22 protein-coding genes are annotated in these 20,658 nt (G+C 25.1%); 8 read left to right on the top strand and 14 right to left on the bottom strand.

The genetic code is table 11. The annotated features are described in order from the left end of the window. Positions 1–26 precede the first annotated feature (26 nt). Positions 27–719, bottom strand: a complete 693-nt coding sequence (sfsA, locus tag CLTHE_RS09715; protein WP_080023154.1) for a DNA/RNA nuclease SfsA — start codon at positions 717–719, stop codon at positions 27–29. 401 nt (positions 720–1,120) lie between these two features. Between sfsA and CLTHE_RS09710 the strand changes: the two genes are divergently transcribed. The 3 genes from CLTHE_RS09710 (at position 1,121) to CLTHE_RS09700 (ending at position 3,015) form a co-directional block, all read left to right on the top strand. Then, complete coding sequence (locus CLTHE_RS09710) at positions 1,121–2,392, top strand: alkaline phosphatase family protein (RefSeq protein WP_242945633.1); 1,272 nt, start codon at positions 1,121–1,123, stop codon at positions 2,390–2,392. Positions 2,393–2,439: 47 nt separating this feature from the next. Further along, positions 2,440–2,679, top strand: a complete 240-nt coding sequence (locus CLTHE_RS09705; protein ID WP_080023152.1) for a DUF3892 domain-containing protein — start codon at positions 2,440–2,442, stop codon at positions 2,677–2,679. A gap of 72 nt (positions 2,680–2,751) precedes the next feature. Next, on the top strand, positions 2,752–3,015 hold the full coding sequence (locus CLTHE_RS09700; RefSeq protein ID WP_080023151.1) for a DUF3892 domain-containing protein: 264 nt from the start codon (positions 2,752–2,754) through the stop codon (positions 3,013–3,015). An 85-nt stretch (positions 3,016–3,100) separates the two neighbouring features. Here CLTHE_RS09700 and CLTHE_RS09695 read toward each other — a convergent pair whose 3' ends face one another. Together CLTHE_RS09695 and CLTHE_RS09690 are read right to left on the bottom strand one after the other, a co-directional pair. Next, positions 3,101–3,556 carry a hypothetical protein gene (locus tag CLTHE_RS09695; protein ID WP_080023150.1) on the bottom strand — a complete coding sequence of 152 codons (456 nt, stop codon included), beginning with the start codon at positions 3,554–3,556 and terminating at the stop codon, positions 3,101–3,103. Between the two features lie 64 nt (positions 3,557–3,620). Further along, positions 3,621–4,217, bottom strand: a complete 597-nt coding sequence (locus tag CLTHE_RS09690) for a hypothetical protein (protein WP_080023149.1) — start codon at positions 4,215–4,217, stop codon at positions 3,621–3,623. Positions 4,218–4,352: 135 nt separating this feature from the next. Between CLTHE_RS09690 and CLTHE_RS09685 the strand changes: the two genes are divergently transcribed. Beyond that, entirely contained in the window at positions 4,353–4,625 is a 273-nt protein-coding gene (locus CLTHE_RS09685) for a DUF1294 domain-containing protein (protein ID WP_002596794.1), read from the top strand. A 248-nt stretch (positions 4,626–4,873) separates the two neighbouring features. Here CLTHE_RS09685 and CLTHE_RS09680 read toward each other — a convergent pair whose 3' ends face one another. The 5 genes from CLTHE_RS09680 to CLTHE_RS09660 form a co-directional block, all read right to left on the bottom strand. After that, positions 4,874–5,518 carry a hypothetical protein gene (locus CLTHE_RS09680; RefSeq protein ID WP_080023148.1) on the bottom strand — a complete coding sequence of 215 codons (645 nt, stop codon included), beginning with the start codon at positions 5,516–5,518 and terminating at the stop codon, positions 4,874–4,876. A gap of 65 nt (positions 5,519–5,583) precedes the next feature. Continuing rightward, on the bottom strand, positions 5,584–6,867 hold the full coding sequence (locus CLTHE_RS09675) for a glycoside hydrolase family 16 protein (RefSeq protein ID WP_080023147.1): 1,284 nt from the start codon (positions 6,865–6,867) through the stop codon (positions 5,584–5,586). 67 nt (positions 6,868–6,934) lie between these two features. Continuing rightward, entirely contained in the window at positions 6,935–8,260 is a 1,326-nt protein-coding gene (locus CLTHE_RS09670) for a family 4 glycosyl hydrolase (RefSeq protein ID WP_080023146.1), read from the bottom strand. 1 nt (position 8,261) lies between these two features. Continuing rightward, on the bottom strand, positions 8,262–9,692 hold the full coding sequence (locus CLTHE_RS09665; protein WP_080023145.1) for a PTS transporter subunit EIIC: 1,431 nt from the start codon (positions 9,690–9,692) through the stop codon (positions 8,262–8,264). Between the two features lie 13 nt (positions 9,693–9,705). Further along, positions 9,706–10,470 carry a carbohydrate deacetylase gene (locus tag CLTHE_RS09660; RefSeq protein WP_278320297.1) on the bottom strand — a complete coding sequence of 255 codons (765 nt, stop codon included), beginning with the start codon at positions 10,468–10,470 and terminating at the stop codon, positions 9,706–9,708. Between the two features lie 187 nt (positions 10,471–10,657). Between CLTHE_RS09660 and CLTHE_RS09655 the strand changes: the two genes are divergently transcribed. Further along, on the top strand, positions 10,658–11,374 hold the full coding sequence (locus CLTHE_RS09655; protein WP_080023143.1) for a MurR/RpiR family transcriptional regulator: 717 nt from the start codon (positions 10,658–10,660) through the stop codon (positions 11,372–11,374). A gap of 372 nt (positions 11,375–11,746) precedes the next feature. Here CLTHE_RS09655 and CLTHE_RS09650 read toward each other — a convergent pair whose 3' ends face one another. Further along, positions 11,747–12,424, bottom strand: a complete 678-nt coding sequence (locus CLTHE_RS09650) for a TrkA C-terminal domain-containing protein (RefSeq protein ID WP_080023142.1) — start codon at positions 12,422–12,424, stop codon at positions 11,747–11,749. Between the two features lie 72 nt (positions 12,425–12,496). Continuing rightward, entirely contained in the window at positions 12,497–14,032 is a 1,536-nt protein-coding gene (gene cls, locus CLTHE_RS09645; RefSeq protein WP_080023141.1) for a cardiolipin synthase, read from the bottom strand. 574 nt (positions 14,033–14,606) lie between these two features. Between cls and CLTHE_RS09640 the strand changes: the two genes are divergently transcribed. Together CLTHE_RS09640 and CLTHE_RS09635 are read left to right on the top strand one after the other, a co-directional pair. Then, entirely contained in the window at positions 14,607–15,512 is a 906-nt protein-coding gene (locus CLTHE_RS09640; RefSeq protein WP_080023140.1) for a DUF1700 domain-containing protein, read from the top strand. Then, positions 15,499–16,080 carry a hypothetical protein gene (locus CLTHE_RS09635; RefSeq protein WP_080023139.1) on the top strand — a complete coding sequence of 194 codons (582 nt, stop codon included), beginning with the start codon at positions 15,499–15,501 and terminating at the stop codon, positions 16,078–16,080. Before CLTHE_RS09640 ends, CLTHE_RS09635 begins: the two co-directional genes overlap by 14 nt. Positions 16,081–16,125: 45 nt before the next feature. Here CLTHE_RS09635 and CLTHE_RS09630 read toward each other — a convergent pair whose 3' ends face one another. From CLTHE_RS09630 to CLTHE_RS09620, 3 genes are all read right to left on the bottom strand, one after another. Continuing rightward, a complete protein-coding gene (locus tag CLTHE_RS09630; RefSeq protein ID WP_080023138.1) occupies positions 16,126–17,208 on the bottom strand; it encodes a hypothetical protein in 1,083 nt (360 codons plus the stop codon). 102 nt (positions 17,209–17,310) lie between these two features. Further along, positions 17,311–18,321: a sensor histidine kinase gene (locus CLTHE_RS09625; protein ID WP_080023137.1), complete on the bottom strand. Its 1,011-nt coding sequence runs from the start codon at positions 18,319–18,321 to the stop codon at positions 17,311–17,313. After that, positions 18,318–18,992, bottom strand: a complete 675-nt coding sequence (locus CLTHE_RS09620; RefSeq protein ID WP_080023230.1) for a response regulator transcription factor — start codon at positions 18,990–18,992, stop codon at positions 18,318–18,320. Before CLTHE_RS09620 ends, CLTHE_RS09625 begins: the two co-directional genes overlap by 4 nt. A gap of 177 nt (positions 18,993–19,169) precedes the next feature. Between CLTHE_RS09620 and CLTHE_RS09615 the strand changes: the two genes are divergently transcribed. After that, complete coding sequence (locus CLTHE_RS09615) at positions 19,170–19,643, top strand: hypothetical protein (protein WP_080023136.1); 474 nt, start codon at positions 19,170–19,172, stop codon at positions 19,641–19,643. A 150-nt stretch (positions 19,644–19,793) separates the two neighbouring features. Here CLTHE_RS09615 and CLTHE_RS09610 read toward each other — a convergent pair whose 3' ends face one another. Beyond that, a complete protein-coding gene (locus tag CLTHE_RS09610; RefSeq protein ID WP_080023135.1) occupies positions 19,794–20,111 on the bottom strand; it encodes a hypothetical protein in 318 nt (105 codons plus the stop codon). Between the last annotated feature and the right edge of the window lie 547 nt (positions 20,112–20,658).

The raw sequence follows: 20,658 nt of genomic DNA, 5'->3' as shown, positions 1-20,658 counted from the left end.
TTCTTTTTTATTTTTAAATATCTATATTAAATTGATAATTTTACCTCTTTATTTAATGTTATTTCCTTTTCGCTAACAATGCAAGAATAAACAAAAATATCAACTCCATTTTCTTTAGCATATCTTAATGCTTCTCCAAAAGCAGGATCATTTTCATCATTAGATGTAAATTCTTTCATCCCTTCCATTTGTATAAGAAATAAAACTCCAGCACCTTTTCCTTCTTCTTTTACTTTAACTAATTCTAAAAGATGTTTTCTTCCTCTATCTGTTGGAGCATCTGGAAAGCTTGCATATCCATTATTCTCTAAAGTAACTCCTTTTACCTCTAAATAATATTCTTCTCCTGTTTCTTTTTCTAATTTAAAATCAAATCTACTTTTCCCAAAAGTTTTTTCTTTTAATATATTATTATATTCTATTAATTTTCCTATCTTTTTATTTATTAAAGCCTCCATAACTACTTTATTTGGAATTTGAGAATCAATATTTATTAATTTATCTCCTTTATAAGCACAAATTAAATCATATTTAGTTTTTCTTGTTGGATTATCTTCTTTTCTAAGTAATACTTTTGTTCCTGTAATTAATATTTCTTTGCATCTTCCTGTATTAGGTACATGAACAATTTCTTCTTTATCATTTATTTTAACTAAAGCATTAAATCTATTTGGCCTGTTTATAAATTCAGCTTCTATTATTTCCTTAATATATTCCATATTATATCCTCCATTACCACTTATTGTATGTTATCAACATTATCCACATATTTTGTCCACAACTTTGTGCATAATGTTAGTATTTTTCGACACCATATTTAAATTAATTTTATCTTATATTATATTTTTCTACAATATGCACTATATTGTTTGTCGAACAAGCTATCCCCTATTATATTGTGTATACAATTAATTTTTACAATTTTATCCACTTTGTAAAGTTATCCACAATTTCACGCTTTTTATCCACATTTCTCAACAACCCGTTGAAATCACTAGCTTTAGCTTGTTGATAACTTATACAAGCCATTTTGTTCCAATAGTATTGCTATATACATAATAATAAGAGTAAAATCATAAGTATATGGGCAAAATTCACTCTATATAGGAGGCATAAAATATTGAGAAAAAAATTTATAATTTTATCTTTTGACGCAGTTGGTAATAAAGATTTTATTAATCTCATAAAATTACCAAACTTTAAAGAATTAAAAGAAAATAGCAGTTATTCAAATAATGTTGAATCTGTTTATCCATCATTAACCTATCCTGCACATACTTCAATAGCTACAGGAAAATTACCAATTAATCATGGAATAATTAATAATATTCTTATACAACCTGAAAGAAAGAATCCAGATTGGTTTTGGTATAAAAATCAAATAAATGGATCTACAATTTATGATATAGCAAAAGAAAAAGGACTTAAAACCTGTACTTTACTTTGGCCAGTTACAGGAAAATCTAAAAGCATTGATTTAAATCTCCCAGAAATTTTTCCAAATAGAAAATGGCAAAATCAAATAATGGTTTCTGCTCTAAATGGAAGTCCATTATTTCAAGCTAAAATAGAAAAGCTCTATGGTCATTTAAGAAAAGGCTACGAACAACCTTATTTAGATAATTTTACTTTTAATACCTTAATGTATGTTTTAAAAAATGATTTAGCTGATTTTATTATGGTTCATTTCACAGATACAGATACTCATAAACATATTTTTGGTACTAAAAGCAATCATATATCTCAATCTTTAAAAAGACATGATAAAAGACTAGGAGAAATAATCTCATTTCTAAAGGAAAACAATATATACGACTCATCTACTTTAATTGCATTAGGAGATCATAGTTTTAAGGATGCAGAATATGTTATTAAACTTAATAATCTATTTTTAAAAAATAATCTAATTAAATTGAACTCTAAAAATATTATTACAGAGTATGATGCTTATCTTAACTTCTGTGATGGTTCTGCTTATGTTTATGTAAAAAATAAACATAAGGTTAAAATGGTTTATGATTTAATTTATAATTTTTCAAAAGAAAATAATAACTGTATTAAAAATATTCTTTCTAGTGAAGAAGCTAAAAAACTTGGTGCAAGTGATAAATGTACATTTATGCTTGAAGCTAATGATAATTATTACTTTATAAATGATTATTTAGGAAATACAATAGAAAAAACAAAAGGTAATCATGATATTGCAAATCATGGATATAACCCAAAAGATTATAATTATAAAACAGTATTCTTTTGCAAAGCACCTAATGTAAAAAAGAATTTTGATATAGGACCTATTAGGCTTATAGATGAAGGAGCAACAATATTTAATATGCTTGGAAAAGTTCCAAGTAACATAGATGGAAATATATTAAATAGTATATTTATTTAGAATAAGCCTCCATTAAATTGATAAACTATCATAATGGAGGTGTTTTTATGGAAGACTTAACAATAACTAAAATTCTAACTAATAACGGTGTTACTTTTGCATATGAGCTTTCTAATGGAAAACAATTAACAATTGAGGATGCAATCGAATTAGCTAGAGAACAAAAAATTTCTAATGCTAAGGCTGTAATTGATCAAAAAGGATTTACTACTCTTGTAGGAGATTCAAATTCTAATTGTGATTTTAGTAAACTTCCTCACGAAAATATAAATAGACCATCAGATTAATACCATAAATTACTAAGTATATATGTGCATGTTCTCCACATACTATTAGTGTAGAAAGTGGAGGTGTTTTTTATGAAAAATTCAAAAACTCAAAAAAGTTCAAACTTAGAAAGCATAACTAAAGTTATGACTAAAGACGGAAGATATGCTTCTGGCTACGAGTTATCTAACGGTGAAGTAGTTAGCGTTGATGAAGCTGTAAGAATGGCTAAAAACGGTGAAATCAAAGACGTAGTTGTTTCTGTTACTAGAAATGGAGAAGAATATTTAAGAGCTACTCCAGATGGTGATGAAGCAAACAACTTAAGTAACCTACCTCACGAAAAAGAATACTAATATCCACTTATTTTAGATAACTACATATCTAAAGTAAAAAGAGAGTCAGGAAAATAAACAATTTATTTTTCTTGACTCTTCTTTTCTATAAATTTATATTTGTTTGTATTAATTTTTCTATATTATTGGCAGCTTCAGTGTCTTTAATTTCTTTTATATATTTATTTTCAAAATTATTGACCTTTATATCTCCCTCTTTACTTATAATTACGTCTCCAACTATTTTTTCATTATTACTTTTTAATTCAATATAATATTTATTTCTTCCCGGAACATTACATCCAGAATGAGCTTCTTCTTTTTTGTTTTCTTTTGGAACTTCTATACTATTTAGTTCATCAAAAAACCTACTTATAGCATCTGCGTCTGTTATATTAGTAACTTTTCCTGTTACATCATTTGTCGCTATAATTTCATTTATTTGAATTTTATCTAACCCACTCTTAGTAAATAATCCATTTTTATTCACGTATTTTACTAATACTACTCCTATGATAATTGCAATAACAATCACAGCTATACTAACCATTGTTTTTTTCATAATTAATTTTCTTCCCCCTTTTATACAATTATACAATTTTCGCCAAAAAATTTCTATAAATTAGTTAACTTATAACTGCATTTGAGGTTAACCCACCTAATAAAGCTGTAATTACTTGATCATCATTTGTAATTTTCCAAGCTCCAAGATTTCTCTTCATTTTAATTTCAACCTTTGTTTGAACAACATTATTTATATTATCATCAATTGCATTAGTAAATGCATTATTATATTGTGCTCCTAAAAAATCTCCATTTAAATTATTATCTTGAATTGTTTGACTATCTATATTTAAATTATCCATACTTTGTTGGAATTCGTTATAAATTTCTTTCCCATTTGGAGAATATATTTCTGCTACTAAAACTGCTTCTCCATCTTCTTTTTTAGAAGATAATATATTTACTTTTATAGCTTTAAGCCAATTTTTCATTGCAGCTTGCTTCATTGAATTATAATTCTGTATTTGAGATATTCCTTTACTCAAATCTCCATTAGGATTAACATAATCCTTTGCAGAATCTAATTGAAATTTATTGCAATCAGAAATAAAGCTTTTAAAACTTTCCTCAGCTGAACTTGTTCTATTAGAATAAATATATACTCCACATATAATTACAATTATAGCTACTATTATTGCTAACACTATTTTTTTTATCACTTTTTTTCTCTCTCCTCATTTGTAATAATACCTATTATACCATTCAAATTTAACTTTTTCTCCTCTATAATCAAATTTGTAAATTTATGATTTTTTTTATATAATTACCTTATCAACTTTTGAGGGGGTTATAATTTGCACGCTTTTATAGGTGCTTATCTTTTATTAATAAACATTATTGGCTTTTTATCTATGTTTATTGATAAAAGGAAAGCTATAAATCACAAATGGAGAATTAGTGAAGCTCATCTTCTTTCCATTCCAATCTTAGGTGGTGGATTTGGATCTTGGGTTGGAATGTATACTTTTAGACATAAAACCTCTAGAATAAAATTTAATTTAGGAATACCACTAATAATAGCAATTCAATTAATTTTAATCTTTTTAATATTCGGAAGATTATATTAATATACAAATTGGCTATCGCATTATGATTAATTAAAATCAGCTAGCGATAGCCTTTTCCCTTATGTAAAATAATAAATTTTAATTTCCTCTTTCTTCTAATTGAGTTTCTTAATTATTTCTTTTAATATACTCTTTTTATTAGATTTCTTTTTTGAAATTTCGTAAAACAACTAATCTTTTTATATAAAATAAAAAAGCATTATCTACTAACTGATAATGCCTATCTTTAATTTTATTTTCTATATATCTTAGCTTCTTTTCGTTAAAGCTCCTTTTTCTATATTAATTATCTTCCATTCATTATTATTTTTTTCTAAATAATATATTCTTTTTTCTTGATAAACTTCTTTCAAATTCATTTGATTTTTTTCTAAATATTCTTTATTTGCTTCTTTAATTTTAAACTCTGATTCAACAGTTACTTTACATGTCGTCATATCCTCATTAAAATAATTGCGATACCATATTAAATTTTCATGCTTTAAAGCTAATTTATTACTTTCATACATAGCTTCTACTGATTTTTTATAATCTCCCTTATCTAACACTTTACTAAATTTATCATTATATAAATTATATTCATTTTCTACTTTTAGCTGTTTAAAATCCCTATTATCTACTAATGTACAATGTTCATTTATAATCTTCATTATCTTTTTTACATCATCACTATTTTTCTCACTTACCATTTCTTTTTCATTTCCATCAGTATCTAATACTGTCCATAAAGTTTGTTTATTTCTTTCCTCTTGTTTCTTGGTTTCTTCATCATAATTTACGCTATCATTTTTTTCTGATGAATTACTCAATTCATTAGTATTTGCTTTACTAACACCACATCCTGAAAGTATCGAAACTATCAAAAAAATTATAGATATTTTTAAAATCCTCATAAATATAGTCCTTTCATTTTTACAAAAGAATCTAGATAAATCTAGATTCTTTTGCTTATTTAAATCTATTTAGTCGGTATTAGCTCCCAGTGGCTACTCCAATAACCTTTAGGCACATTTCCATATTGTACTGCACCATTTTGATCTTCTGTATGAATATAAGAATTATTTTTCCATCTATTATTGAACCTTAAATAATTCCCTTCATTTTCAACTTTCCATTGAGCACTATAATAAGTCTGTGGAACATTTCCATGCTCTAACATTCCTGTTTGATTTTCTAAATGAAGATATTCATCTGTCTTTTCATTCTTTAATCTAATATAATCTCCTGCTTGTTCTTTTTTCCAAACTCCATTCATATCAAAGTCATCAAGATCCCCATATAATACTTTCTCATTATTTTCATCTAAATATAAATACTTACCTGTTTGTCTGTTTTTTATATGATATGAAGGCACTTTATATCCTTCATTCTTTTTCCAAACACGAAAATAATCTATTGCCCATTCCTTAGGCCAAACATCATTATGTTGTCCTGACCCTGCATCAGTATATATATTTAATATTGTACCCATTGGATAATCTGGAGCTTGATTTATTTCTTTATATAATTCATTATCATAATAGAATTTAAGACTTCCCGGTGACCAATCAAGTCCATAAATATGATACTCAGATGTTGGATTCCCTGATGGAACAGGTTCTTCTGAAATCATCCAACTTGTTTGGAAGTTTGGATCATTCCATCCATAAGCTGCTATTCTCCACGTATCTGGCTTACTAAAGAAAGATTCTATAATATCTATCTCTCCAGTTTCTTTTGAATTAAACCAATCATTTGTATCATTTTGCATACCTACCATCCACCATGCTTGGTGACCTCCACCACCACAATCCGCAAATTTTGCACGTATTTCAAAATATCCATAAGTAGCTGCATACCCTATCCAAGGTTCTCTATTTTCATTGTTAGTAGTACCACTAAAATTATGAATCCAGTTTTTATCAAATGACATTATAGCAGATGAACGAACTGTTCCATCATGTTCTGGACTCCAAGGTTTTTGATCTTTAGTTATATATTCTATTAAAGATCCATTTTCAAATCTATATTGAGCTTTTGCATTTTCCGGATTTTTAGTCCAATGAGGTAAATAATAATCTGTCCATTTTGATTTATCTAATTCTGGACCATCAAACTCATCTGAAAAATCTAAAGTATAACCTTCTTTCATTAATGGATTAGGTGGTTTATCCTCTGCATAAACTGTTGGAGTAAATATCGTTGATGCTGAAACTAATAAAGTCATGAAAGTTAACAAAAAACCCTTTAAAACTTTATACATAATATACCCTCTCTTTTATACTTTTTACTTTTACTCGTTACACTTTTTAAACTTCTATCCTTGCCCTCTATTTTAAAACTGGCCAATACTCCTTGTTAGCTTCCATTAAATCATCTAACACAGCTTTACCTACTCTGTAAGAAGGTATTGTTTTATTTAATAATATAGCTTCCATAGCAGTGTCATAAGAACCTGTTAAAGCAGTTTCCACTGTTAGTTTTTCATACGCTTTTTGCATTTCCATCATTCCTTTATGGAATATTGGTATATCACCAATTGCAACTGGTTCTGCACCAGTAACTCCAATATAACAAGGAACTTCTACTACTGCTTCTTTATTAAAATTATTTATTACTCCATTATTTTTTATATTTACTATAAATCTTTCCTTAGTATCATGAATTATTGCATTAGTTATATCTACAATATAATTTCCATGAACTCCACCTAATAATTTAGAATCTTTAGCTGTTCCAAGCTCTATAACTCTTTTACATTCCTCAAATACTGTTATTTCTCTAGTACTTAATACATATGATCCTCTTGTAAATTCAATATTATCTGATTCAACCATTTCATCTGCAAAATAGTAATATTGTAAATAACAATTAGGGAAATATTGTGGATACATCTTAAATGCTTTAATTACATTTTGAAAAGTCTTAGTCCAATAGTCATCTCCAACTATCTCTTCATTAGTCTGAATTAAGCCTTTTAGTTCTCCTGATTCTACTTTTTCTCTTATTCCAGGTAATAAATCTTTCCCTTCCTTATTGTATATATTTGTCCACCACCCAAAATGATTTAATCCAAAATATTTAAATGTTAAATCTTTATATGGTATATTTAAATATTCTGCTAAAGTTTCTTCTATGCTTATTGGCATATCACATATACATAAGCACTTTGCATTAGGAAACTTTTTATTTATAGCTTCTGATATTATAGCTTCTGGATTAGTATAATTTAAAATCCAAGCATTTGGACAAACTTCTTGTGCTACTTCTACAATCTTTAATATTTCCGGTATAACTCTTAATGCAAAAGAAAATCCTCCTAAACCGCAAGTTTCTTGACCTACAACTCCATGCTTCAAGCATATTTTTTCATCTATTTCTCTTTGATTATTAAGCCCTGGTCTTATTTGAACATATAAGAAGTTAGCATTTTCAAAAGCTTCTCTTATATCTGTAGTATATGAAACTTTAACAGATGAATTATTATCTCTATAATATATTTTTGTGAATTCACCAATTAAATAATTTCTCTCCTCATCAGTATCATATAAAACTATTTCTTCTAAATCTAAATCCTCTACACGATTTCTAAGAACTTCTACAATCCCTGGAGTATGGGTTGACCCTCCTCCTACAATTACTATTTTATTTCCCATATTATCTTACCTCATTCATATTTTCATTTAATAATGCATTAAATTCTTTCATAACATTTCCTACATCTGTTCCTATTATGATTTGTATATTATTTTGATTTATTTTTACTATTCCTCTTGCACCAGTTTTCTTTATATTATCTTCATTTATTAAGTCTATATTTTTTATCTCTAATCTCATTCTTGTAACACAATTTTCTGCATTTACTATATTTTCTGCTCCACCAAGATTTTGTAATAATTTCTTAGCCATGTAAGCATAATTTGAGTGAGATAATTTAATAGATGTTTCATCTACCACTTCTAAAGCTTCACTTCTTCCTGGAGTTTTTAAATCTTGCTTAATAATAATTGTTTTAAATGTAAAGTAATATAAGAAGAAGAATGCTATTCCTACAGGTATTATAAATATTACGTTATTACCCATTTTCCAGTTTAATCCTAAGTCTATAATATTAAATCCAAAGTTGAATCCAAGTCTTGAATCAAATAGATATAATATTGCTCCTGCTAATCCTGTAAATACTGAATGTATAAAATATAAAAGTGGTGAAATAAACATAAATGAAAACTCAATTGGCTCAGTTACACCTGCAAATATTGATGTTAAAGCTCCACTACTAGCTAATCCTTTTACATCAGTTTTATTTTCAGGGCGTGCTGTTTTGTATAATGCCGCAGCTATACCAGGTACTCCAAATACCATTATTACGTAAAACATTACTAAAAATGCACCTGCACTCGGATCTCCTGCTAAGAATCTTGTCATTTCTCCTGTTACTACTGTTCCAGTTTCAGTTGTATAACTTCCTAATTCGTAAAATATATAAGCATTAAAAACATGATGCAATCCAGTTGGTATTAAAATACGGTTTAAGAAACCAAATAAGAATACACCGAAGATTCCCATTGAACCAAGACCAGTTGCGAAAACGTTTAACCCAGCTTCAATAGGAGGCCAAATAATACTAAATATCCCAGCTAAAATAATTGAAAATATTGGACCTAAAGTTAATGCCAACTTTTCACCAGCAAAAAAATCAAACATACTTGGAACTTTCCAGTTTTTACTGTGATTATATATAACAGCTGTACTTATACCCGATACTATACCACCAAATACACCCATACTCATATTTTCATCTAAGTAAGTTATAGCTTGTCTAAATACCATAACAGAAAGAACTCCTGCTAAAACTGCTGAGGATTTATCTTTTCCCTTTGTATATGCAAGTATACATCCTACTGCAAATAACATGTCTAAGTTTCCAAAAATAACATCAGAAGCGATTTTTAATATATCTAAGTTCAATAAATCAGGTTGTCCAAATCTTGCTAAAAGTCCTGCTACCGGCATTGCAACAACTGGTATCAACATAGCTTTTCCTAGTTTTGATAATTGATTGCTTATTAATCTAAATGAATTATTCAAAATTATGTCCTCCTTAATTTAAATTTATAGTTTTATAATTACAAAGTTTTATATTATATTTTTTTATAAGTTCTTTCATATGTGAATCACATAATATATCTACTTCTCTCATTCTAGCAATATTAAAAGATGAACCTTCAAACAAAGGTGTATCTATAAAAGCTGGATGACACATTGCTTCACTTTTTTCAAAATTAATATTTTTAAGTATATTAGTTTCAATAATTTGAAAACATTCCTCTCTTACTGATTCGTACTTAAGACTCATATCTCGAATAGTTCCATAATTACATAAATCTAAAAAGTTTATTTCATTATTATTTTTTATTGGATTACAATTTCTAACTGGCAAATTATATTTTTTTGAAAGTGTATCAACTACCTCTTTATACTCTTTAAAGTTATGAATATGATGATGAGAATCTATATGACTTAAATCAATTTTAGCTAACTGTAACTTATTTATTTGAGCTTCCCATTCGTTGTATAACTCATCTAAATCTATTTTTGGAATCCCCTTTTCAAAATCATTCAATTTATAAAAGTTTCCATTTCCCTTTACTAATGAGCCCACTCCTTTCTTTAATAATGGTTTACCACAAGTTAATGTTAAATGTATTCCAACTGCCAAATCTGGTAAACTTTTAGATAATTCAATTGCATGATTTGTTCCTGGCATATTAGCCATTAATGTTGTTGATGTTAATATCCCATTTATATGACTTTTAGCTATTCCCAAATTTACAGCTTGAGAATACCCGAAGTCATCTGCATTAATTATTAACTTCTTAATCTTAATCGCCTCCTCCCTTGATATAGTTTAATTATATATATTTTTTTGTATTTGTAATACATTTTAAAACTTTTATGTAACAAATATACAATAATGTAACTGGTTTCATATAGCAATATTTTTATGTTATAATTTAACCATATAGGGAAATTAAGTATTTTAGGAGGTTAAAATGAATAATGCATTTCACGTTGGTAGAATTTTTAAAAATCAAAATCTTTCTGAATCAGAAATACAAATTTTAGAACATATATTTGATAATCCTGAAAAAATAAAAAAAGAAGGGATACGACAACTTGCCAAAACACACTTTACTTCAACTACATCTATAATACGATTAGCTAAAAAACTAGGATATAGTGGATACAATGAATTAATTTTTGATATAAAAAAAATGACTTCTAACCTTGAAATCAATACTAAAAAAAATGAAAATGATTTTTCTTGGGCTTCAAAATGTCCATTATCTAATTTAAATGAATTATCCAAAAAATATTTAACTAAAGATAAATATATCTATTTATATGGAGAAGGTTTCTGTGAATTTGTAACAGGATACATTCATAGAAAATTACTTGTAAAAAAATATAAAGTTCTTTTACTACATGGCTTAGAGATACCAATAGTCCATGAAAAAGAACATAATCCAACTTTAATTATAATCTCAAAATCTGGCGAAAATTTTTCTTGTATAAAAAAAATAGAACAATTATCCGCATTAGGAGGAGACATTATATCTATAACCTCAAATCTCAATAGTGGAATAGGCCGTATTTCAGATGTTTCACTCTCTATTCCTGTAAATCATATTGCTGATAATAAAAATGAATGTTTTACTACCTTTTATGGTGATAGTATAAATTTACTTGAACATTTATTTGCTATTTAGTTATGATATAAATTAAGTTTTCAATATCTGCTTGTTTATTTTTTATCTATTTCTTATAAAAATAATCTTCGGTAAGTTATATCAATACCTAAGGCTATAAAAAAGAGTGTATTAAAAGAAACAATTGCAAAGTTCCATTATAAGAAAGGGTAAAATCATTTACTCTTTCTTATAAATTTAGAGAACAAAGAAAATAATTAAAAAAATATACCAACTGAAAAATGTATTTTATTTATTCTAAATAGAAGCATTCAAGCTGAAGAATCATTTACTCAAATAAAAAAAGATATTGGTTTTATAATATTTTTATCTAAAAGAAAAAGGCTATCACTAGCCAATTTTAATTAATAGCCATGCGAAAGCCTCTTTTTATTATCTATCTATTTTAGTTTCAAATTCTTCTCTTATATTTTTCAAATTTCCATAAACAGTTACCTTATCAAAAATATCAAACACATAATCAGGTAATGGAAATTTTATAAATTTATCTCCTTTATCAATGTTTAATACTTCTATCTCTTTTGATTTAAGTTCACTTTCTTTTATAGATTTTCCAACAAGTCTATTTGTTTTTGATATGTACACTTCATATATTCCATAACCTCTAGAACTAGTTATTAATATAGAAGTCTTAGAATTTATTTTATTCCATAATTCTGATTTTAAAATTTTATCTTCTATTTTATTTTCTATCTTTTCTAAAAGAGATGATTTATGAAAAATTAAAATAACAAATAAAAATATCACTATTACAGCAAAAAATCCTATACTAGTAACAGTATCTGATAGCATAGAAACAAAAAAAGAAATAAAAGTTGCTGTGCTAACATAACTAAATATCATTAACCAGCTTGCAAGTTTTCTTCTAGTTGGATGTTGAACTATCATTTCACTTTCCTTGGTTGTAAAGCCTGTACTAGAAAGAAGAGAAATAACTTGAAATCTTGCTTTTGATATTGGCATTCCTGTCATTCTAAATAATATCGAAAAGAAATCTATAACTAATAAAAATACAGTCATAAATAATATAAATGTTAATATTAAAACCATAACTCATCACCTTCTTGATATTTACAAATTTAAGCTTTCACAAAACTAAATTTTATGAAAGCTCAAATCAATTTACATTAATGGTGCAAATACTCTAAATACTGCTGTTACTATTTTTTTAAGCCAACTCACATCTTTGGACATTTCAAGTGTTATTGGTGTACAAATTTTTAAAGTTTCTAAATAATCTTCTTTTATTTGAAGTACTGACTTTGTTTTATATAACCAAACTCCGCATTCAAAATGTAGGTAAAGACTTCTATAATCAAAGTTTATACTTCCAACTGTTGCAACTTCATCATCTGAAACTACAGTTTTTGAATGTATAAATCCAGGAGTATACTCATATATTTTAACTCCACTTTCTATAAGTTGAGGATAATATGATCTTGTAAGCATATGTACATACCATTTATCTTCAATATGTGGAGTTACTATCCTTACATCTACTCCACTTTTTGCAGCAAGAGTTAAAGCAGTTACTAATTCATTATCAATTATTAAATAAGGAGTATTTATATAAACATAATCTTTTGCTTTAGTTATTATACCTAAATATATATTCTCCCCAACTATCTCTTCATCTAAAGGACTATCTCCATAAGGTTGAACATATCCATCATCTATAAAACATTCATTATTCTTTGTTTGTGGTTTAAATTTTTCATAATCAACTTTAGTTTTACTTTCATAGCTCCACATTTGAAGGAACATAACAGTAAGATTCCATACTGCTTCCCCTTTTAACATTATTGATGAATCTTTCCAATGACCAAATCTAACTATTTCATTTATATATTCATCAGCTAAATTTATTCCACCTGTAAATCCTGTATGACCATCAATAACTGTTATTTTTCTATGGTCTCTATTATTAAGTATTACAGATAGAAAAGGTACAAATCTATTAAACACATGACATTTTATACCTTTCTTCCTCAGAACTTCATCATATCTATAAGGAAGTATTCTTAAACATCCTACATCATCATAAAGCATTCTGACGTCTACGCCTTCTTTTACTTTTCTCTCTAAAACTTCTAATATAGCATCCCACATTTTACCTTCATGAATTATAAAATATTCCATAAATATGTATTTTTCTGCTTTTTCTAATTCTTCAAGTAACCTTTCAAAGAATTTTTCTCCCGGAGATAAATATTCAGTAGTAGTATTTTTATAAACAGGAGATAATGCATATTTACTTGTGTATTTTGCTTGATTTGCTGCATGCTTATTTTCTTTTTCTAATTCTTTTATTATTTCTGGATCTTGAACTGACACCTTTATTGCTTCATTATAAGCTCTCGCTATTTTTTTTCTGAATTTTAAATTTATTTTTTTTCCTCCAAAAATTAAATAAATCAATCCTCCAAAAATAGGGAAAATTAAAACTGGTATTGTCCAGGCTAGTTTATAAGATGGATTATCTCTTCTACTTATTATATAAATTACAACTAGCCCACTTATTATAAGTAAGGGTATATAAATATATATAAATGCTTCTGCTAATTGCCAGACTATGAATAATAATATAATTACTTGAAAGAACAATAAGAATCCAAATATTACTAATCTGCTCAATAAAAATTCAAATATTTTTCTCATTTATACCTCCTTTTTATAATTTTCAATATAATATATTCTAATACAATATTATATACTTATACAGTATTTATTTCACATTTTATATACTTTTGGACAAAAAATCCCCATTGGTTATACGCAAGTGGCTCAAACTTGTGTATAGCAAATAGGGATTTTTTTGATTAACTCAAATTAATATTAAATTATTGGTTAGCTTTTTGTACCTTTATTCTATCATACAAAGTCATAATTATGTTATAAAACAAGTGATATTTTACATTTAATTCAAAAAAAATATATAATATATACATAATATATTGTTTTTTTCAGTTTACATTGCTAACTTAAATAAAAATATATACCTATAAATTTTACTTTAGTTAATTGTTTTTATTTTTTTAATTTTATTTCTTATTTATGAAATATTTTAGACAATTAATTATATCTATTTTCTAAAAAATTCTTCTTAATTTCTTAAGAAATTTTAAGATTTCTTATTCTTTCCTTAATAAAATTATCTTATTATTGTTTAAACATATATAACTCTGTATACTTGTCTTAAAAGTAATTATTTTAAATTATGGGGGACAAAATTTTGAATAAAAAAGATTTTTTGATAGCTTTAGCTAACGGTTTAAAAGATTTACCGCCTGATAAGGTTTCAGATATATTATTCGATTATCAAGATTATTTCAACTCACAAAAAGGTTTAATGTCTGAAGAAGAAATGATACTTTCATTAGGAAAAGTAGATGATCTTATAGAAAAATATAAAGAAGAATATTCTGATTATCCTATTGAACGTAAAAAATTTGAAAATACTTCAAAGTTCGAAGATTTTAAATTCTCAAATACTGAAACAACTGATTCTAATTTAGATGAACATCAAAAGGAAACTTATATTAAAGAAGAAACAAATAAATCTAAAGAATATTCTATTAATGAAGAAAATTCTAATGATTATAATATCAATACAAATGCCACTGATAGTTTTAATAATAGTTCTGAAAATAACATAAATTTATCTAAAGAAAGTGTAAGAAAGTATAAAATAAAAAATCCATTTAAAAGATTTAAAACATCAACATTTTTAGGGATTTTATTTTCATTACCTCTTGCTATTATATCAATTCCAATTGGAATTGGATTAGCAATTGCTACATCTTCTGTTTATATATGTTTTGTACTACTATTATTAGCTATAGGAGCATTACTTTTCTTTATATCACTTGTTCCACTACTAGCTTCATTTGGTGGGTTTATGATATCTATTGTAAAAACATTATCTCCTTTATTTTTTATTGATATTCCTAAATTTATATTAGAGTTTCCTAATTTCTTTATCATTTTATTATCATTTTCTGCATTATGTTTATTTGTATGCATATTTACTTTAGGCTTATCTTATTTTAGATTTGCTAAAAATAAAATTGCTTATATTTCAAAATGTATATTAAAAGTAATTTTCATTGATAAAGGAGATGTTTATGAAACTAAATAATTTTTTCAATAAAAATAAACTAATAAAAATATCACTTATTTCCTTTATTTTATCTATATTATTATTTTTTACTGCTATGATTTATATAGGAAATTCAAATTATAAACTTTCAAAATTCTCTAAAGAAATAGAAGAAACATTTGGAGTAGATTTTAATGAAATTTTTAGCTTTAATTATTTTTTTGCCTCAACTAATGAGGGAGTTCATCGAAATATTTCATTGAATAATTTAGATAAACTCATAATAAAGGCACCTAATTCTTATATTGTTGTAAATGAGAATTCTGATAAAAATTCATATCTAGCTGAAAATAATACATTTTCAACTAATGTAGATGTAAGAAAACTAAATAAAGTTGATACAAGTAAATATTTCAATTATCAATACTTAGAAAAAACTAAAACAGGTATTATAACTTTAAATGATAAAATGGAAGGAATATTTTATTCTAGTATTTATTTAGATATTCCTAGCAAATTTAAAGGCTCTGTAGTTTTAGAAACTTTCGAAGAGAACGTAAATAACATTACTTCATCTTTAAATGTCTCTATAAATCAACCTAAATAAAAAAACATCCTAAATTAGAATATTACTAATTTAGGATGTTTTATTTTATCTTTGTGTTACTTCAACACTACCATCAAGGTACACTTTACCAATTATTTCTTTACCGCTTTGAGTTTTATTCATCATTCCAAATGTGCTTATTGTAAAGTTATAGAATGGTTTTCCTGCATTTTTATCTTGATCTTTGTTGTCTTTATTATCTTTATTATTTTTATTGTCTTTGTTGTCTTTATTGTTATTATTATTCTTGTTGTCTTTGTTATTATTATCTTTATTATTATTATCTTTGTTTTGATCTGGAGTAACTACTCCTTTTGTTAATGTTATAAACATTGTATCTTTATCACCATCAACACTATCATTTTTATTACTACACATAAATAATTCACTATTATCTACTTTCTTATAAGCAAATTTTCCATCTTTTAATATTTGTTGAACTGGGAAAATGTACTTATACTCTGTTCCTGTAGCAAATTTTAATGCATCATTTGCATATCTTTCTAATTCAGCATTTTTCTTAGCTAATATTTTAGCTGCTGGTTCTAGCTTGAAGAAAACCCCTTGACTATATATTAATAATGAATCATTATCATTTTTAATTATCTCTTGTTCATAATCATTTTTTTCTCCTACATTTATGAAATATGCACTATTACTTGGAACTCCTATTTTTTGAAGAGTTGTTTTATATATTGACTCAAACATTGTATCATTTGTTTGATTTACTTCATAATAAGGCTTATCTATATTTACATTACTAAAGTTTATTCCATTAACTGATTTAGTATCGTTATATTTAATTGAAAAATTATTTTCATTTATTACAACTTGAGATCCTATAAAGTCGTTTTCTAAAGTTTTTAATTGGTCCTGTGGTAATTCTATTGAAGGTGATGTACCACTTACTTCTGTTACTATATAATTTCCATAAAATCCTTTAAGAATTTCTAAATCTTTTTCTCTTTTCATTTTATATTGATATGAATTTTTATAGCTATTATCTTTATTTGTTGCTTCTTTTTTCCCTATGCTTCCTATAAGAGTAGCTATTAATGCAATTATAATAATGATTACAACTATAACAATTCCTATAATTATTCCTTTTTTCTTTTTTGTATTATTCATAGAAAATCCTGCCTTCTCTTTATAATATCCGATATTTATATTCTAATTGATAATACTACTTTTATCCAACTTATTTATTACATTTTAACTACATTTATGATTTTACTTGAATAAATCAGTATTTTTTCCTCTTGAAAATATTAAAGTAACCTCTGTTCCTATATCCTCTGAATCTATTTCTAACCCTATATTTAATTTATCACAAAGCTTTTTACAAATATATAATCCCATCCCAGTTGACTTACCAAATTTTCTTCCATTTTCTCCTGTATATCCTTTAAGAAAAATCTTATCTAAATCTTCTTTTGGAATACCAACTCCATTATCTATTACTTTTAATAATACACTATTTTCCTTTTGTATCCCTTCAAGTTTTATAGTCCCATTTTCACTTGTATATTTTAAAGCATTTGAAATAATTTGATTTAATATAAATTCTAACCATTTCTTATCTGAAAATATTTTAAAATCTACATTTTCTATATCTACTCTTATTCTTTTTAATATAAAATCCATGGCATTATTTTTCACTACATTTTGAACTATATCATGTATTACTAATTCTCTTATTCTATAATCTTCATTTGCCTCATCTATTTTAGAATAATATAATACTTGCTCTACCATTTTATCTATTTTTTCAACTTCTCTGTCTATTTGTCTTGTTACTATATTCTTATCATTTTCTATAATTAATCTTGAAGCTGCTATAGGCGTCTTTATTTCATGAACCCACATATCTATATAATCTTTATATTCATTTCTTTTTTCTCTATAAAACTTAACTTTTTCATGCATATCTCTATTACATTCTTTAAGTATATCAAATGTTATTTTTCCTTCTATAAAATTAGGAATATCCATTACTTCTGTAATTAAATATTTTTCTTCTAATTCACTAGTTAGAGATTCAATCTCTTTATAAAATTTATTTATTTTTATATATTCTAATATTATATATAGAATTAATGGTAAGAACCAAATCATAAAAATTACAAATATAATATCTCCATCTAAATTTATAATCTGTGAAACAAATATAAAAACTATAAAAACCATTATATTAAAAATTATGTATAATCCTTTATCTTTAAAATATGCTAAGAAACTCATGGCATTATATACCCCATTCCTCTTTTAGTTTCAATTACATTTTCTAACCCAAAATCTAAAAGCTTCTTTCTTATTCTTGTAATGTTAACTGAAAGAGTATTATCATCAACAAAATAATCAGAATCCCATAAATACTTCATTAAATCTTCTCTTGAAACTATAGTTCCTTTATTTTTCATTAAATAAGTTATTATTTTTATTTCATTTTTTGTTAAATCTATTTCACTTCCATTATATGTTATGACACCTTTAGAAAGATTAAGTTCCATACCTTTATACTCTATTTTTTCATTTTGCTCATTATTTTTAAGACCACTTCTTATAAGTAATCTTTCTATTCTTGCTAAAAGAACTTGAAGATTATATGGTTTAGTAACAAAATCATCTGCTCCTATATTTATACTCATAAGTTCGTCCATATCACTATTTCTACTAGTTACTATTATTATAGGAACATTACTAAACTTTCTTATTTCTCTGCATATAGTGTATCCATCAAAATATGGAAGATTAATATCTAACAATATTAAATCTTTTTCTACTGATTTAATTTCTTCTATTATATTTTCAAAATCATTTAAAACTACGCCTTCATATCCATAACGTCCTATTGCTTTTATTATTTCATCTCTTATTATTAAATCATCTTCTATAACTGCTATTTTGGCCATTCCCACACTTTCCCTCCTTTAAATTTCTTTTAAGAATTTTATATTATAATTATATCCATTTTTATATCTAATAATTAGTATATCAGATATAACCATTACATAAAACTTATGATATAATGTAGCCATAATTTTAAATACGGAGGTGTACTGTTGCTTTATTTCTTCGCAACTTAACTTATGAAAATTTTAGTTAAAGATAGTCTTAAAAATAAGAGCTTTGATGAAATAGTTTACCAGAACATAAATGACCAAATGTCCAAAGCTAGAATACATACAATTTTATATTTAATCATAATAGTCATTTGCTCAGCTTTACTTTTATTAAATATAATTCCTAACACTACAGTTAATGTTATATTTATGATAATTGCTTTTGTAAGCCTTATGCTTTTATATGATTCATTTAAAGAAATATTAAATTTATCCAATGGTTTAAAAGGAATTTCGCCTTTAAGTAAAGCTACGGGAGTTTTAACTTGTCCTAATTTAAATGAAAAAGGAAAAAAGCTAGAGTTTTTTATTGGTGAAAAAAAATTACATTCTATAAAAGCTTTAGACTCAATAGAACTAAAAAAATATCTAAACCAATCAGTTACAGGATATTTTATAGGAAATAATATTTTTTTATTAGAGATTGATAAAATACTATAAAATAAAGCTATTCAAAATATTAAGTAATATTATCTAATATTTTAAATAGCTTTTTATTTGTTTATTTTTAATATTATGTTTTTATATAACAAAAAAATAATATCTTTAATTTCTATAATTTACATTATAAAAATTAAAGATATCTATAAACTACTCTTGAACTTCTTCTACAATTTCTTTTTTACGTTTATATATAGCTAGTTTTTCTTTAGCTAACATTCTATCTTCATCAGTAAATTGATCTTTGTATTTATCATTTAATACTAAAGCTTCTACTGATAAATCTTCTCTTCCACTTTCTATTAACTCTTGTAAAGCTTCAACATCTTCTTCAAGTCTTATTATTTCTTTTACTGCTAAAAGTGCACCTTTATTATTAACCATTTGAAGAACTTTATTAAACTTATAATTTTTTATTAATCCGGCTTCTCTACAACTTTCTATAATGTCATTATATAATTCGAACAATTTCTACCACTCCTTAAAAATATATAATTTATATTATCGTACTTTTATTTTTATAATTATAATAACTTATTTTATCATATTAGCTCCTTAAAAACTTTTAACATATTTATAATACAATTTTTTTCTTTTTTATTTAATTTAATAACATTAATACTGTAATTATAATTTAAATTATATATTATTTATACTATTAAAAACTACTGATTATTACAAAATATAATTTAAGGAAAATTTTTAGTTAAAATAAAAAATTCTTTATTCTTAAACATTTAAAAAATTTCAATTATAAAATGAATTTTTATACGCATTAAAAATTCATTTTATAATTGAAATTTAATTTTTAAATACGATAAAATTTAGTATTTTTTATATTTATTTTTTTATATTCATTAATATAAAGTAGTATTTTCTCAATTTAATATATAAAGATATCTTTATATATTAAATAATAATTATTTATACATATTTTTATTAATTTAATTCATTTTTACAAATTATGCATTATTCGTTTTATTTTTATTCATATTAATAAAGTATTATATTTATA

This window comes from Clostridium thermobutyricum DSM 4928, assembly GCF_002050515.1.
Classification (GTDB): Bacteria; Bacillota; Clostridia; order Clostridiales; family Clostridiaceae; genus Clostridium; species Clostridium thermobutyricum.
This window is presented reverse-complemented; position numbering and strand designations above follow the sequence as displayed.

Coding starts and splice junctions, on each gene's coding strand:
- sfsA (WP_080023154.1), bottom strand. CDS start 719: ATGGAATATATTAAGGAAATAATAGAAGCTGAATTTATAAACAGGCCA.
- CLTHE_RS09635 (WP_080023139.1), top strand. CDS start 15,499: ATGAAACTAAATAATTTTTTCAATAAAAATAAACTAATAAAAATATCA.
- CLTHE_RS09655 (WP_080023143.1), top strand. CDS start 10,658: ATGAATAATGCATTTCACGTTGGTAGAATTTTTAAAAATCAAAATCTT.
- CLTHE_RS09670 (WP_080023146.1), bottom strand. CDS start 8,260: ATGGGAAATAAAATAGTAATTGTAGGAGGAGGGTCAACCCATACTCCA.
- CLTHE_RS09680 (WP_080023148.1), bottom strand. CDS start 5,518: ATGAGGATTTTAAAAATATCTATAATTTTTTTGATAGTTTCGATACTT.
- CLTHE_RS09650 (WP_080023142.1), bottom strand. CDS start 12,424: ATGGTTTTAATATTAACATTTATATTATTTATGACTGTATTTTTATTA.
- CLTHE_RS09675 (WP_080023147.1), bottom strand. CDS start 6,867: ATGTATAAAGTTTTAAAGGGTTTTTTGTTAACTTTCATGACTTTATTA.
- CLTHE_RS09620 (WP_080023230.1), bottom strand. CDS start 18,992: ATGGCCAAAATAGCAGTTATAGAAGATGATTTAATAATAAGAGATGAA.
- CLTHE_RS09625 (WP_080023137.1), bottom strand. CDS start 18,321: ATGAGTTTCTTAGCATATTTTAAAGATAAAGGATTATACATAATTTTT.
- CLTHE_RS09695 (WP_080023150.1), bottom strand. CDS start 3,556: ATGAAAAAAACAATGGTTAGTATAGCTGTGATTGTTATTGCAATTATC.
- cls (WP_080023141.1), bottom strand. CDS start 14,032: ATGAGAAAAATATTTGAATTTTTATTGAGCAGATTAGTAATATTTGGA.
- CLTHE_RS09700 (WP_080023151.1), top strand. CDS start 2,752: ATGAAAAATTCAAAAACTCAAAAAAGTTCAAACTTAGAAAGCATAACT.
- CLTHE_RS09615 (WP_080023136.1), top strand. CDS start 19,170: ATGAAAATTTTAGTTAAAGATAGTCTTAAAAATAAGAGCTTTGATGAA.
- CLTHE_RS09630 (WP_080023138.1), bottom strand. CDS start 17,208: ATGAATAATACAAAAAAGAAAAAAGGAATAATTATAGGAATTGTTATA.
- CLTHE_RS09705 (WP_080023152.1), top strand. CDS start 2,440: ATGGAAGACTTAACAATAACTAAAATTCTAACTAATAACGGTGTTACT.